We start from the raw sequence: 15,166 nt of genomic DNA, 5'->3' as shown, positions 1-15,166 counted from the left end.
TGGACGATGCCGATACGGAACTGGAACTTAGTTGTAAATCAATTTATTAACATCTTCGGAGAAAGATGCAAAATATAGTCCCTTTACGCAGTTCGTTAGACGCTTACACACTTTACTGGGCACTGTCTCGGCCCAATGGCCAGTAGGTGCTGTTAGAGGTTCGTTGTTTCTTTGGCTAGATTTATACGTTATTTTTTTGGGTCAAACTTGACCATCCATTCAATACCGAATCTGTCTCTAAACATAGCAAAATAAGTACCATCAGGATTTTCGTTAATAGGCATTTCAATTTCCCCGTCTGCCGAAAGTCCATTAAATAACTTGTAAGCCTCTTCTTTACTTTCAGCGGTAATTGCAATTTTACTTCGATTTTCGTTTTCATTTACTCGCCCCATAATTTCCAGAATATCATTTGCAGACAAAAAGTTTTGTCCAATAGGCAATGCAATGTGCATTATTTTATGAGCCTCTTTACCCGATATTGGGAATTCCTCACTTGCGATGTCTTTGAATCGGATAATTTTTGAAAACTCTCCCCCAAACACAGATTTGTAAAATGTAAATGCTTCCTCGGCATTTCCGTTGAAGTTGATGTGTGGATTAATTTGTGCCATTGTATTTTATTTTAAGTGTTGGTTTTTAAAGTATATTTTTTAGTTTTTATTTAAGTTCTGATAAAATCAATTTTTTCTGTTTCAACGTATTTTTCATTGCCTTATCTCTAATTTTTGGGTCCTCGCTGTTAATAAGGGTAAAATATTCAACGGGAACTACTTGCCACGATAAACCATATTTGTCTTTACACCAACCACAGGAACTTTCTTCGCCACCATCAGCAGTCAATGCAGCCCAATAATAATCAACCTCTGCCTGGTCTTTGCAGTTAATGACAAACGAAACGGATTCATTAAATTTGAAAAATGGACCTGCAGCCAAAATACTTAATTCCATATCTGCAATTTCGATAATGGCTGTTTCAAAGTCTCCTCCACCTGCCTCTGGCGGATTTTTATATTTTCGATGTTCTTTCAAATTACCGTCTTTAAATATTGATAGATAGTAATCTGCTACTGCTTTTGCATCTTTTGTCTCAACCCAAAGGCAAGGCGTTATTTTTTGTTTAATCATATCAGTTTTGTTTGTCAAGGTTTGATTAGTTGTTGTATCCGTTTTACTGCTATTGTGAGTATTCTGTTCAGAATTTCCACAACCAATAACATTAGCTATCACTAATACCGTCAAAATTTTGACTATATACTTTCTCATAGCGTTATTTTTTAGAGCTGATAATAAATTTTATAATTTGTCAAAAGTCATTGCAAAACCCTTCTTTAAAGCCCATTTCAATCATTTCTCCCTACGTTCAAGGGAGACATTGTAAATAGTAATGCTCACTTTTCTCGCCCTGTTTTTTATTATTTGCAATTATGTGGTTGCAAATATATTTGCAATTATATGATTGCGCAAATTAATTTTCAATTAATTTTATTCTGCTACCGTAACCTATTCAATCTGCCTCTTCTTTCCTGTAGGGATTGCTCTATGAGTGCCCAACCGATAGGGTTTGTTCCAAGATCGAGACCCAGGATTTTTTCATGATATGGTGGATATTTAAAACAGTTGCTATATTTATAACTCGTTTACAAAGCAATCACAATAAGGATTATTCCGTTGTGAATTTAAGGCGGGGCCAGATTATTGTTATTGGATTTTTTATGGTGACCTCACAAGATGCAATCTTATCCGCCGTTCGCGATTTTGCTAACCGGGCGCACGGTGATCAACGCCGACGGTACACGAACGACCCCTACATAGTGCACCCGGTACGAGTGATGGAGATTTGCCGGACCTACACGCAGGATACAGCTACGTTGTGTGCGGCGTTGCTGCACGATGTGTTGGAAGATACACCCGTCCGGGAGGCAGTTATTGGCGAGTTTTTGGCGACGTTGATGCCCGACGCTGAAGTAGCGCGCACGCTGCAGATTGTAGTGGAACTCACAGATGTGTATACGCACGAACGTCAGCCGCGGATGAAACGAAAAGAGCGACGGGCGCGGGAAGCGGAACGTCTGGCTACGGTGAGCGTAGATGCACAGACAGTGAAGTATGCGGATATTATCGATAATACCGTTGAGATTACCCAACAGGATCCGGATTTTGCTCCGGTGTATATGCGGGAATGTCAGGCTATTTTGGATGTTGCGGATAAAGGGAACTCCGATCTATACCGCCGGGCGGTTGATACATTGGAAAAATGTATGGCGCAATTTCCTTCCGGCCATCGTAAGCATTGAAATACTGCCTTTTAATGAAAGAAGTTCGGCAGGTCTTCTTGCAGGAACCGGGCATATTCCGGGAAGCCCGATAGATCGTTGTGCCCGCCCCCCTTCACGAGAATCAATTTCTTTTTGTTTTTGATGGCTTCCACAAGTCGTTGACTATGTTCGGCCGGAATGAGCTCGTCCTGGGTGCCGTGCAGCAGAATAACGGGGCACGTAAGCGCGGCGATCTTTTTCAGATTGTTGAACCGAAAGCGGAGGTAGAGCGAAGGGAAAAAGAACGGCACTTTTTCGTTGGCTAATGTGCCGAGCGATGTGTAGGCAGACTCCAGCACCAATCCACGGACGGGGTAACGTGTGGCAATTTCTACGGCCACACCCGTGCCAATGGATCGGCCATAAACCAGGATATTTTTGGGAGCGACGTGTAGCTCTTTCGTGAGGTATTCATAGGCGGCTTCGCCGTCGGTATACATGCCTTGCTCGGAGAGTTGTCCGGTGCTTTTGCCGTAACTGCGGTAGTCGATGATCAGCACAGCATAGCCCAGGGTGGTGAAATCTTCTGTGGCAAACTTCCAGCCGCTCAGGTCGCCGGCGTTGCCGTGGAAGTACAGGATGACTTCCGGGCGCGTGCCTTCGCAATAGAGTGCGTGTATCGTCTCGTTGTCGCGTGTTTCGAGAAATACTTCGTGCTGGTAGCTGGCCAGGTTCAGATTGGTATTCTTCGCCATCTTGCCGGGGTAGAAGATCAGCTTTTGCTGGAAGATGTATAATAGCAGGGCGACGAGGAAATAGAGAGTAATAATGGCATAAGCCAGGATCTTTAGCGTTTGCATGCGGGGCGGCTTGAGATACAAAGATAGTGGATATTGGAATAATTCAGACCGTGTAGTCGATTGCTGTTTACACTATCTCGGCATCTCGTTGCCGCGGTTATTAACTTCTTGTCGATTACCGCTTTTTAAGCCCTTTTTTAGAGACGACTTTTCAGTTGGATATCGGGGAAGACAATCAACCCCATGCAAAAAGACTGACTATGAAAAGACATGTACGATTCACTGTGTTGTTGCTGCTTACAGTAAGTGCTCTTCAGACTGCGTATGCACAGAGCGATTTGACCAATAAGGTCATGATGGGATACCAGGGCTGGTTTAATACGCCGGGTGATGGGTCGCCCGTGAATGAATGGCGGCATTGGTTTAAGGATCAGACACCCAATGCAACGAAGATCAATATCGACTTCTGGCCCGAGATGGTAGAGTACCCGCAGCAATATGCTACGGAAATGACGTATCAGAACGGTTCCCTGGCGCGGCTGTTTTCGTCATACGATCAAAGTACGGTGAATGTCCACTTTAAGTGGATGCGTGATTACAATGTGCACGGTGTCTACGTACAACGGTTCCTGGGTGAAGCGGCCTCCAGTCCACAAAACTTTCAGAATCGAAATCATATTATGGAAAATGTGATGAACGCCGCGCAGACGTACGGAAGGCACTACGCGGTGATGTATGATGTGACGGGCGTGCCGGAAGAAGGTTTTTATGATAAGCTTATCAATGACTGGAAGTACCTGGTCGATACGTACGATATGTTGAACCGCCCGGGGCATGCGCGGCAGGAGGGTAAACCGGTGGTGGCCATCTGGGGGATGGGCTTTTCGCACAATCCCGTGACGTATCAAACGGCGCAGGCTGTGATCGACTTTTTTCACAACGGTCCGGAGAAATACCGCGCATATGTGGTAGGCGGTGTACCGTCGTACTGGCGTACGTTGCAGCCGCAGAGCGATACAAAGACTGAGCCGCAGTGGGCCACGGTTTATCGCTCGTTTGATATGATCTCGCCGTGGACGGTGGGACGCTATAATAAGAACAGTGTTGATGCGTGGAAGACAAACATGATCGTGCCGGACCTGGCCGACTGTAATGCGAACGGCATTGACTATATGCCGGTGATCTGGCCGGGTGGCTCGTGGTTTAACCAAACCGATCAGCTATATCCCGAGCGGATCAATGACAATCCTCGCGACGGTGGGAATAACTACTGGCGCCAGGCATACAATGCGATCAGCGCCGGATCGAGCTTTTTGTATGTGGCAATGTTTGATGAGGTCGACGAAGGTACGGCCATGTTTAAGGTTGCGCCTAATGCCGGAGGCGCCCCCGCGCAGGGAACAATCGTGAAGCTCGATACCGATGGCTACACGTTGCCGAGTGACTGGTATCTCCGGTTGGCCGACGAGAGCCAGAAGATGCTTGACCATTCGATTCCGTTGACGAGCACTATTCCGATTGCGCCTTCTTTTAGTGTACCGGTTGTGTATGTGTCTTCGACAAGTCCGGCTGTGCGTGGCGTGTTGCCGGGTAGTTTTACCATTGCCGCGACGAATGTTACTTCGCCTGTTACGGTTGCCTATACGCTGGGTGGTACGGCGCCGGCGGCAGATTATACGGCCACTCCAGCATTGACGGGGTCTGTTACGTTAACGCCTTCCGCTCCTTTGGTAAGTGTTGCAGTTGCGCCGGCTACAGATCACGTAATTACATCGGGGGAGACGCTGCAGCTGACCCTGGCCGGAGGATCGGGATATACAATAGGCTCGGCTACTGCTGCTATTACCTTTCATGCCTCCGCGCCTTTTAATGGAAGCCCGGCTGCTATACCGGGACGCGTGGAGGTAGAGAATTATGACACCGGTGGACAAGGAGTTGCTTACTATGACACGGATGTTGTGAATAACGGTGGGCAGTATCGTACATCGGAGCCGGTCGATATCGGTGGGGCACCGGGGGGCGGCTATTTCGTGGGATGGTTGTCGAAGGGTGAGTGGCTGGCGTATACCGTTAATGTAGCGTCGGCGGGTATATACACCCTGGAGGCACGTGTGGCGACCCCGGCTTCGGGAAAGAGCTTTCATGTAGAATTAAATGGTGTGAATATATCCGGCAGCATTGTCGTGCCCGCTACGGGCGACTGGCAGGTATACCAAACTGTGCGTGTGACGACGCCGATGATTAGTGCGGGCCAAAAAGTAGTGCGCATTGTGATGGATACGGATGGGTTCAATTTGAACGATCTCAACTTTGTGTTGAGTACGCCCGGGCAAGGTCCGTATACCGGCGTGCCAGCGGTTATACCGGGACGTATCGAGGCCGAAAATTATGATACGGGTGGACAGGGCATTGCCTATTCAGATCAGGATGTCGTCAACAGCGGTGGACAATATCGAGCTGCGGAGCGTGTCGATATTGAGTCTTGTTCGGAGGGCGGTTTTAATGTTGGATGGATCGGCGCGGGAGAGTGGCTGGAGTACACCGTAAATGTTACGAGCGCTGGCGCCTATACCTTGCAGGCCCGGGTGGCTACGCCCAATGCCGGGAAGATCTTTCATGTAGAATTGGACGGTATTAATATCTCCGGACCTGTGGCTGTGCCGAATACCGGTAACTGGCAGGTATATCAGACAGTGTCTGTGACGACACCGGCGTTGACGACGGGGGTAAAGGTGCTGCGGGTCTTTATGGATGGGTTCGATTTTAATATCAACTACATAAACTTTGTCAGCAGTGGTACAGGTCGCGTGGCCGCCGTGGAGGACCGGGTGCGTGCGGAAGAAGAGATTACATATTCGCCTAACCCTGTACACGATATGCTTACTGTTAACTTTCCTCCGGATGTGTTTCGGGCGGTATCGGTGTGTGATGTGCTGGGACGCGTGCAGCATCAGCAGGTCATTGATGCGCATAGTCAGGAAGTTACGTTGCCGCTGGTGGCACTGCCGTCGGGGACTTATTTTGTTTCGTTGGAGAATGGAGCCCGGAGGAAAGTGATACGGGTTGTTAAACGATAGGGTTACGGCAGGCCGCTGACGTAGGAAGCGATGCGGAAGAGCGGGAGGATTTTAGAGACGCCGCCGAGCTTAATGGCTTCTTTGGGCATGCCGAAGACGACACTCGATTCTTCGTCCTGGGCGATGGTATGGGCGCCGGCACTTTTCATCTCGAGCATGCCTTCGGCGCCGTCAGCGCCCATGCCCGTCATGATAATGCCGATGGCGTTTTTACCGGCGAACCTGGCGACAGATCTGAATAATACATTGACGGAAGGACGGTGTCGATTTACCGGTGGGCCATCGTCGAGGTGCACGTAATAGCGTGCGCCGCTGCGCCGAAGCTCCATGTGGCGGTTGCCGGGAGCAATCAGGCAACGACCACGTAAGACACTGTCGCCGTGCTCGGCTTCTTTAACGCTGATGCGACAAATCGAGTCCATGCGCTGTGCGAACGAGCGGGTGAAGAGCTCGGGCATGTGCTGAACGACGATGATGCCGTAACAGTCGATGGGCATCTCGCGCAGGAAGGCGAGGATAGCTTCTGTGCCACCGGTCGAGGCGCCGAGCGCGATAACCTTGTCGGTGGTTTGTACCAGGCTTTTGGTGTTGCCGCCATGGATGGCCGATGCCGATGCAAGTACTTGTTGCTGGGCGGCAGCGGAGCGACGACGCAGGCGGGCCTTGCTGGCGTTCTTCACGACGTCGATGATATGTTGTTTGCTTTCGGCGGCCATGCCGCCGACCATAACAGGCTTTTGTACTACTTCTACGGCGCCGTATACCATGGCCAACACGGCCGAGTCGGCACCTTTGGTGGTAAGGCTGGAAATGATTACAACAGGGATGGGGTGTTGCGACATGATCTTTTGCAGAAATGTCAGTCCGTCCATGCGCGGCATTTCGACGTCGAGGGTAATGACGTCGGGTACCTGCTCGCCGATCTTCTTAGCGGCAATGTACGGGTCGGCGGCTGTGGCCATGACTTCGATCTCAGGATCGCTTTGTAGTATTTCTGACAACACCTGGCGCATGAGCGCGGAATCGTCTACGATCAGTACGCTGATCTTTTTCTTCAGCATGGAAGTAAGAGAGGGTTCAATTCCTGGTTGAAGATAGTCTTTTGGGTATAGACATATTATACTTTTCGAAAAATAGTTGGCTTGACCTGGTGTACCGGCAAGTTGAGATGGTGCACGGACTCCGAGTGTCCGATAAACAAATATCCGCCCCGGCGCAATTTCGACAGCAGTTTGCGAAGCACCATTTCCTGGGTGGCCCGATCGAAGTAAATCAAGACGTTGCGGCAAAAGATCAGATCGAAGTCGGCGTCAATGCCGGTAATATCCTCGATCAGGTTGATACGTTTAAACTCCACCCGGGTGCGTAGCCGTGGGCCGATGCGAATGGTGGGACGCGCGCCTTCCTTGTCTTTACTTCGTAACAGGTATCGCTTGCACAAAGCCGTGGGAACCTGGGCGATGCTTTGCATGGGGTAGATGGCCTGTATGGCTTTCTTCAATACTTTCGTGGAGATGTCGGATGCTACAATACGGTAGCTAAAGGGGTGACCAAGGGCAAACTCTTCGAGCACCATGGCGATAGTATAGGGTTCTTCACCCGAAGAGCAGGCGGAGCTCCATACTTTAAAAATACCCGCCGGACGGTTGGCATGCCAGGTGGGCAGAAGGTGCTCGCGCATAAAGTCGAAGTGCACGGGCTCGCGAAAAAAATCGGTCTTGTTGGTAGCGACGGCATCGATCATATAAATGAGCTCTTCCTGCACGCCGGCGGGGCTCATGACGTAATCACAGTATGCCGAGAATGTGCCGATATGTAGTTGCTCGAGTCGCTTCTGCAGCCGGCTTTCCAGCAGGATCTTTTTCAAGGGTGTGAGATTGATTCCACACTCCTTGTAAATGAACTTGCTGAGCCGGCTGAAGTCCGCGTCGGAAAGTTTTTGTGGCTGCGCGAGTGCGGCCATGGATTAGAAGTTTTCGTAACGCTTGTCGAGCTGGTCGTTCTCGTGGTTGCCCATATCCAGATTTATGCCACCCATTCTGGAAGGGGCACTTTTCATAGCAGTTTTGTACAGGTTCGGTACGCCGGCGCCGGCTTGTGCAGGACGCGATTTATAGAGCGTCGTGGCCGCGGCGCGTTGCGCGTTTTTATCGAGGCGGAAGAACGATACGGTTTCGCGCAGGTGATCGGCCTGGCTTGACAGCTCTTCGGCACCACTGGCCATTTCTTCTGACGCCGACGCATTTTGTTGGATCACCTGGTTGAATTGCTGGATGGCGTTGTTCACCTGCTCGGCGCCTGTATTTTGCTCGAGGCTGGCGGCAGAGATTTCTTGTACCAGCTTTGCCGTGCTTTGAATGTTCGGTACGATCTGGTCGAGTACTTTACCCGAGCGATCGGCAATCGCCACGCTCGCGGAAGAAAGTTCGTTGATCTCCGCGGCAGCCACCTGGCTACGCTCGGCCAGCTTGCGTACCTCGGCGGCGACAACCGCAAAGCCTTTGCCATGGTCGCCGGCGCGGGCTGCCTCTACGGCGGCGTTCAGCGCGAGCAAGTTGGTCTGACGGGCAATCTCGCCGATGATAGAGATCTTCTCGGCAATTTTTTTCATTGACTCAACGGTATGGTTAACCGACCGGCTGCCGTCTTGAATATCGTCGGCCGCTTTGAGGGCGATCTTTTCGGTCTGCTGTGCATTGTCGGTGTTTTGTTGGATGTTCGCCGCCATTTCTTCCATCGATGATGAAATCTGTTCCGCTGACGCGGCTTGCTCTTGCGAGCCCTGCGACATCTGCTGCGATGTAGCGCTCATCTGTGCACTGGCGGTGGCGATGTGGTCAGACGCGGTCGAAACAAACGTGAGTACTTCGCGCAGCTTATCCACCATGGCTTTGATATAGTCAATCAGCTCACCCAGCTCGTCATGCGATTTGTTCTCGATATTCACGGTGAGGTCACCTTCAGAAACACTCTTGATGGCAGCCTTGGCATAACCGATCGATCGCGTAATAGCCGTGATGATCCAGATCGAAATACCGATGGAGATCAATACGGCTGTAATAAGGAGGAAGGCCATTTGTGTTTTGGCTTCGTTGTACAACTTGTCGGTTTCGGTCTTGGCCAGGGCCAGGGCATTTTCATTTTTACGCGAGATCTTTGCCAACGTGCTGATCGCGGCGAGTGCTGCTGCGCGCCCATCACCAGACGAGAGCTTGTACGCTTCGGCAGAAGTCGAGTCGGTATTGCGCATGGCCAGTGATTTGATACGGCCATAGATCTTGGCATATTCGTTCCACTTGGTCGTGAATTCTTCCATGATCTCGATGCCGGTCTCGTCCGACATAGCTTTAAGATCATCCATGCGGCCCAACATCTCTGTGGTGCGGTCTTCGATCACGCTGATGTACTCTTGTATTTCTTCGGGGCTCTTGGTGATGATGAGCTCCTTTTCCCGCTTCGTAATAAGCTGAATATCTTCCGCTGCCTTCGAGGCAAGCATGATCCGTTTTACATTGAGGTCTACGAGCGTGTTGATACGCTCGTTCAGCAGGCCGATGTTATTCAGGCCCATATAATAGATAGCGCCCGACAGGCCGATCAAGACGACGAAGGCGGTAATCAGGCGGGCTTTTACGGTAAGTTTCATGTGTGATAAGGTTACGCGTGAGAGATTGACTCCTGGTCGGAGGTGTTTTGTAAAATAGAGAGTTCTTCGGTGCTGAAGACCAGGTCGATGTGGAGCAGCATGATAAACTGGTCATGATGTTTGACCATGCCGCTGATAAACCCGGATTTGTAGCGCGATCCGATCGACGGTGCAGCCTGGATGCTGGCGGTGTCGACCTCGAGCACTTCCTGTACAGAGTCGACGACGGCACCGAGCATAATCTGTTGGCCATCGATCGCGAGGTCCAACACAAGAATGCAGGTGTTGACAGTATCGGGCGTTTTTTCGAGCCCGAACTTCAAGCGTGTGTCGACGACGGGGAGTACGGTGCCGCGCAGGTTGATGACCCCCCGCATGAAATGCGGCGCGCGGGGTACTTTGGTGATCTTGGAGAGCTCCAGGATCTCCGAAACATCGGCCACGCTGGTGGCAAAAAGCTCGTCGTCTAATCGGAAGGTTAGGTACGACTGACTGGTGACGGTTTCCATGATGATGTGCGTATATGTGAAGGTAGATTTAGTGCTGGTGTAAGAGGCGGTTCTCGTCAATGAGCTGCCGCACAAGTTTGTGAATGTCCATGACCAGAGCGACACTGCCGTCGCCGAGGATGGTGGCTCCGCTGAACTCTTCGCGGTTTTCGTAGAACGAACCGAGGGGTTTCATGACAGCCTGGTATTCGCCGATCACGGCATCGACCGCCAGCCCCACCGGGAATTCATCGAAGTGTACTTTTATGACCTGCGTGATGTCGGGTTTAGGCTCGTCGTCATGAAAGACTTCGCGCAGGTTGAAAACCGGCAGCAGGGCGCCGTCGAATTCTATCTTCTGGGCGTGTTCCTGCCGCAGTTTGCGTGTTTCGATCTCGTAACATTTGTCTACCGCTGTCAGGGGAAGTATATATTCTGACGAGGCGATCCTGACACGCATGCCGTCTACGATGGACAACGTCAGTGGGAGGCGAATGGTAATGGTCGTGCCTTCCTGTACACGTGAGGCAATGGATACTTCGCCATGGATTGCCTCGATGTTACGTTTTACAATGTCCATGCCCACACCCCGGCCGGAAACATCGGTTACTTGCTCTGCTGTAGAGAAGCCCGGCTTGAAGATGAGATCGTAGGTCTCCTTTTCGGAGAGTACGGCATCGGCAGCGATCAACCCTTTGGCTATTGCCTTCTGACGAATCTTTTCGGCATCGATGCCTTTGCCGTCGTCGACGATCTGGATGTATACGGACGTGCCCGAGTGAAATGCTTTCATGCGAATAGAGCCCTGGCGGGGTTTGCCTTTGGCTTCGCGCTCGGCGGGTGACTCAATGCCATGGTCGATGCAGTTGCGCAGCATGTGCAGGATCGGGTCGGTAATGTTTTCGATGATGGATTTGTCCAGCTCGGTTTCAACGCCTTCGGCGCTGAAGTTGATCTCTTTGCCAAGCTCTTTCGACAGGTCGCGCACCAGTCGCTGGAAGCGCGTGACGAGGGTATCAATGGGTATCAGGCAAATACTAAAGGCGTTCTCGCGCAATCGGCGTGAGATCTTTTCCATGTTCTCTGCCAGGTTGGCGAGGTCTGGTATATTGTGGCGGCCGGCCAGCAGCGTAAGGCCTGCTTGTGAAGTGACCAGCTCGCTCACCAGGTTTAATAGCTCGTCGAGCTTGTCGGATGACACGCGGATGCTGGTGACATGGTTTTTGGCCGCCGCGGACGGTATCGGTGCCGTTGTATCTACCGCTGTATGGGCGGTCGTTAGGGGCGTGTCGGCTCGTAAGGCGGTGGCGACCAGGTGCTGGATGGCCGGCAGCCCAAACGGCGATGCACCAAACGGTTTGATGTCGAGGGCCTGTGTAAATGCGGGAACCTGAAGCAGGTCGGTGTCGGAGATTTTTTCGACCATCACCTCGCAGCAGTCTTCGGCAAAGATGAAGACACCCTCGACTTCAGCCAAGGTGTTTTTACTCGCAAGAAATACTTCAAAACCGGTATAACAGAGCGTTGGTTCGAGTATACCCAACTTCGGAACCTCGTCCATGTGGGGCAGCACGCGGGCTGTGCCGAGCGACACGAGGTCTTCCATGAGGTATAGCGGATTGGTGCCTTTCAGCAGGACATCGGCGTGAGGCTTGCAGTGCACGTAGAAGGTAGCCATACCGGTAGGCGTATGGGTTTGCTCGCCGGTCAGGCCAGCAATAGCCTTGTGCAGCGCTTCGTGGCGCGCGCGGTTGGCGGGGTCTTGCATGCCCTGGTCGCGGATGATCTTTTTTACGTGGTCGACCGTCTCCAGCGTCACCTCCAGTACTTCGTTTGTGGCGGCAAAGCGTCCGGTACGGATCAGGTCGTATACGGTTTCCAGCTCATGGGTGAGCGCGCTCAGGCTTTCGAACCCAAACATGCTGGCAGACCCTTTCAGGGTGTGCATGGACCGGAAGATGGTCTCGACGGACGTTTTGTTGGTGCGATCCTTATCGAATTGCAGCAGTGTTTCTTCGAGGCTGGCGATAAGCTCTTCGGCCTCGGCAATAAATATGCCCTGGAGATGGTCCATAGATTTAGTGAGTCGCGTGAGGTAGGGCCGTGTTTTGTGGCTGTAGAAGGGCGTCGAACCCGGTAAGCGTCAGGAGCTTGAAGTCGTTTTCGTTTAGTCCTGAAGAGACCGTGATGGTACGCCCTCCGGCGCGGGCCTCCTGCAAGAAGGCCCATAGCATCTGTAGAAAGCACAGGTCAATAGCAATCGGCTGGTCGATGGCAATGGACGTTACGTCAGTCTTGGTGCGTAGCTTGCCAAACAGGGCGGTGAGAGCTGCGCCATGTTGCCGAGTAAGCTCGCCGGTAATTTTACCTTTGGTGCCCGACGGCGTCTTGATGATGTTTACCATGGGCTTCATAAGGCAGTCAAAAAAGGCCGGTAGGCCGGTCGTGAAAAAATGGTATTAGAAGGGGATTTTTCAGCCGCGTAAAAAGCTTGCATCGTGATCAGTTTTTGACCTAGTACACCTGGCCGTCTGGCAAAGGTAAAATGCCGGCTTCCGTAGCGGCATCGGAGGAATGTCGTATTTTGAATTACCCGGAGATACGCACGCGCCTTCCGTATAAATACTTAGAGCGTGTTCCGTGCGGTGGCATGATATTTTATCATTAAAAGGATAATACTGTCGTTCTTTAATTTTTGTATACATATATGAAACTTTTCTTACGTGCGGGTCTGTATATAACATTGGTATCTTTGTGCGTACACTGCGAATCCAGAAAGACGGAAACACCACCCCCAACGACGACTGATACCATACAAACTGCACAAAAGCAAACTGTAACGCTGCCCGAACCGTATGCCACCAAGCCGGCGAAGAAGTTCAGTAATGTGGTAGGATGGGATGAAAACATTACACCGGCCGCTCCTCAGGGCTTTACGGTGACACGCTTTGCGGACGGACTCAAGAATCCCCGGTGGATTTATGTTGCGCCAAATGGCGACATATTTGTTTCGGAAGCCAACACTGAGCCCCAAATTCCGGAGAAAGTAGGTAATGCCGTATCGGGTAAAAGCAAGTCGCAGAACCTGGGCAAAAGCGCCAATCGCATTACGTTATTTAGAGACAGCGACAACAATGGAACCATCGATCAGCGGCAAGTTTTTTTGTCGGGATTGAACCAACCGTTTGGTATGTTGATTCTGAACGGATTCTTCTACGTGGCCAATACCGATGGCGTTTGGCAATATCCGTACAAAGAAGGACAAACGACGATGCAGGGCACGGGTAAAAAAATAGTGTCGCTGCCCGCCGGCGGATATAACAATCACTGGACCCGCAATATCATTGCCAATCATACAGGCACTAAAATCTATGTATCGGTCGGTTCGGGGAGTAACAGCGCCGAGCACGGTTTTGAGAACGAGATACGTCGGGCCAATATTCTGGAGATTAACCCGGATGGTACGGGCGAGCGCATCGTTGCTGCTGGCCTTCGCAACCCGGTAGGAATGGACCTACAACCCGGTACCCACACGCTGTGGACGGCCGTAAACGAACGTGACGACCTGGGTGATGACCTGGTGCCGGATTATATCACCAGTGTTAAAGAGGGCGGGTTTTATGGATGGCCCTATACGTACTTTGGCACGCACGACGACCCGGCTGTAAAAGAGCCGCTGCCGGATTCGCTCCAGAATGTGATTGTGCCGGATGTACCCGTGGGACCGCACACGGCTTCCCTGGGACTTGCATTCTACGACGCCAAAGCTTTTCCCGGTCATTATCATGGCGGTGCATTCGTGGGGCAGCATGGCTCCTGGAATCGTTCGGCGCTGAGCGGTTATAAAGTGATATTCGTTCCGTTTGAGAATGGTGTGCCCGGTACGCCGGAAGATTTTTTGACCGGCTTTATCAAAGATGAAGCAAAAGGCGAGGTGCATGGTCGGCCGGTATGTGTGGCCGTAACGCCCGATGGTTCGTTGTTGGTGACAGACGATGTGTCGAATATTATTTGGCGCGTGAGCGTCACGAAAGCACCGTAATTTTTATCTCCTTCAATCCGATCCATTTGTTAACTGTCTATGTCGCGGCGCCCACCACCTCGTCTGGTTCGTTACCTGGCCCTGAGCGGCTCCATAGCCATCGGGCTGGTATATATAGGCATAGGCACCATTGCCATGCTATCATTACTGCGCTTGAAAGACGGCGGCGCGGATGAAGATAGCATGCTGGAGTTTCTGACCGGGCTGGACGCCGGCTGGGTATTGGTTTGGAGCATTCTACTCGGTATGGTGTGTTACATTGTCTGGCGATTGTACGAAGCGATCGCCAATCCTTTTCACGAACCGGATACTGCCAAGGGAGTTATTACACGTATCGGGACAGCGTTAAGCAGCGTGGCGTATGCGATCATTGCGCTTTCTGCCATACAAGCCCTGTTGGGCATTGCGTTAGAGGGCGATGGCGTGGAGGAACAGCGGTTGATGATAGACGATGTGCTGGATTGGCGGGGTGGCGCCTGGCTGGTTGGCGCGACGGGTGTATTAGTTGGTGTTACAGGGTTACTCGAATTTTATCATGTTGTGCGCCGTCTGTATGTGGCCAGGTTGAGCATGCAACGACTCTCGCGCACGGGGCAACGATTGGTCCACGGCCTCGCGTGGTACGGGCATTTCGCTCGCGGTACGATCTTATTGATTATGTCGTACTTTCTTGTGCTGGGTGCAATTCACGCTGATCCCGAGGAGGTGGTAAATACGGACAAGGCATTTAACTTCATTGGCGAAAGCCTGTTGGGCCATCCGTTGTTCGTGATCGTGGCGATCGGTACGGTCGCGTATGGCGTTTTTATGATCCTACAGGGCATATACTTCAAATGGGAAAAGGACCGGTGAGCG

13 protein-coding genes are annotated in these 15,166 nt (G+C 51.4%); 4 read left to right on the top strand and 9 right to left on the bottom strand.

Going from position 1 to position 15,166, the window contains the following annotated elements; translation table 11 throughout:
• Nucleotides 1–188: 188 nt before the first annotated feature.
• Nucleotides 189–614 carry a VOC family protein gene (locus tag K7P01_RS09815; RefSeq protein WP_267292336.1) on the bottom strand — a complete coding sequence of 142 codons (426 nt, stop codon included), beginning with the start codon at nt 612–614 and terminating at the stop codon, nt 189–191.
• A gap of 46 nt (nt 615–660) precedes the next feature.
• A complete protein-coding gene (locus tag K7P01_RS09810; RefSeq protein WP_267292334.1) occupies nt 661–1,266 on the bottom strand; it encodes a VOC family protein in 606 nt (201 codons plus the stop codon).
• Between the two features lie 449 nt (nt 1,267–1,715).
• On the opposite strand from K7P01_RS09810, the gene K7P01_RS09805 reads away from it, so the two are divergent.
• Nucleotides 1,716–2,297 (top strand): HD domain-containing protein, encoded by a 582-nt coding sequence (locus K7P01_RS09805; RefSeq protein ID WP_267292332.1) that lies wholly within the window; start codon nt 1,716–1,718, stop codon nt 2,295–2,297.
• Nucleotides 2,298–2,308: 11 nt separating this feature from the next.
• Here the strand turns inward: K7P01_RS09805 and K7P01_RS09800 are convergent, their stop codons facing one another.
• Entirely contained in the window at nt 2,309–3,118 is an 810-nt protein-coding gene (locus K7P01_RS09800; RefSeq protein WP_267292331.1) for an alpha/beta hydrolase, read from the bottom strand.
• Nucleotides 3,119–3,318: 200 nt separating this feature from the next.
• Here K7P01_RS09800 and K7P01_RS09795 point away from each other — a divergent pair, with 200 nt between their 5' ends.
• On the top strand, nt 3,319–6,135 hold the full coding sequence (locus K7P01_RS09795) for a carbohydrate-binding protein (RefSeq protein ID WP_267292329.1): 2,817 nt from the start codon (nt 3,319–3,321) through the stop codon (nt 6,133–6,135).
• Between the two features lie 2 nt (nt 6,136–6,137).
• Here K7P01_RS09795 and K7P01_RS09790 read toward each other — a convergent pair whose 3' ends face one another.
• From K7P01_RS09790 to K7P01_RS09765, 6 genes are read right to left on the bottom strand one after another with little or no spacing between them, the layout of a single operon-like run.
• Complete coding sequence (locus tag K7P01_RS09790) at nt 6,138–7,196, bottom strand: protein-glutamate methylesterase/protein-glutamine glutaminase (protein ID WP_267292327.1); 1,059 nt, start codon at nt 7,194–7,196, stop codon at nt 6,138–6,140.
• A 56-nt stretch (nt 7,197–7,252) separates the two neighbouring features.
• The gene (locus tag K7P01_RS09785) at nt 7,253–8,098 is read right to left on the bottom strand and encodes a CheR family methyltransferase (RefSeq protein ID WP_267292325.1); all 846 of its coding nucleotides are present in this window, start codon (nt 8,096–8,098) and stop codon (nt 7,253–7,255) included.
• Between the two features lie 3 nt (nt 8,099–8,101).
• Nucleotides 8,102–9,781, bottom strand: a complete 1,680-nt coding sequence (locus tag K7P01_RS09780) for a methyl-accepting chemotaxis protein (protein WP_267292323.1) — start codon at nt 9,779–9,781, stop codon at nt 8,102–8,104.
• Nucleotides 9,782–9,792: 11 nt separating this feature from the next.
• Nucleotides 9,793–10,290 carry a chemotaxis protein CheW gene (locus K7P01_RS09775; protein WP_267292321.1) on the bottom strand — a complete coding sequence of 166 codons (498 nt, stop codon included), beginning with the start codon at nt 10,288–10,290 and terminating at the stop codon, nt 9,793–9,795.
• Between the two features lie 28 nt (nt 10,291–10,318).
• A complete protein-coding gene (locus tag K7P01_RS09770; RefSeq protein WP_267292319.1) occupies nt 10,319–12,343 on the bottom strand; it encodes a chemotaxis protein CheA in 2,025 nt (674 codons plus the stop codon).
• A 4-nt stretch (nt 12,344–12,347) separates the two neighbouring features.
• Nucleotides 12,348–12,683, bottom strand: coding sequence for a hypothetical protein (locus K7P01_RS09765; RefSeq protein ID WP_267292317.1), 336 nt, complete (start codon nt 12,681–12,683; stop codon nt 12,348–12,350).
• Between the two features lie 293 nt (nt 12,684–12,976).
• On the opposite strand from K7P01_RS09765, the gene K7P01_RS09760 reads away from it, so the two are divergent.
• Entirely contained in the window at nt 12,977–14,311 is a 1,335-nt protein-coding gene (locus K7P01_RS09760) for a PQQ-dependent sugar dehydrogenase (RefSeq protein WP_267292315.1), read from the top strand.
• A 39-nt stretch (nt 14,312–14,350) separates the two neighbouring features.
• Nucleotides 14,351–15,163: a DUF1206 domain-containing protein gene (locus K7P01_RS09755; protein WP_267292313.1), complete on the top strand. Its 813-nt coding sequence runs from the start codon at nt 14,351–14,353 to the stop codon at nt 15,161–15,163.
• The last annotated feature ends 3 nt before the right edge of the window (nt 15,164–15,166 follow it).

Origin of the sequence: Parachryseolinea silvisoli (genome assembly GCF_021190955.1) — a bacterium.
Classification (GTDB): domain Bacteria; phylum Bacteroidota; class Bacteroidia; order Cytophagales; family Cyclobacteriaceae; genus Ohtaekwangia; species Ohtaekwangia silvisoli.
This window is presented reverse-complemented; position numbering and strand designations above follow the sequence as displayed.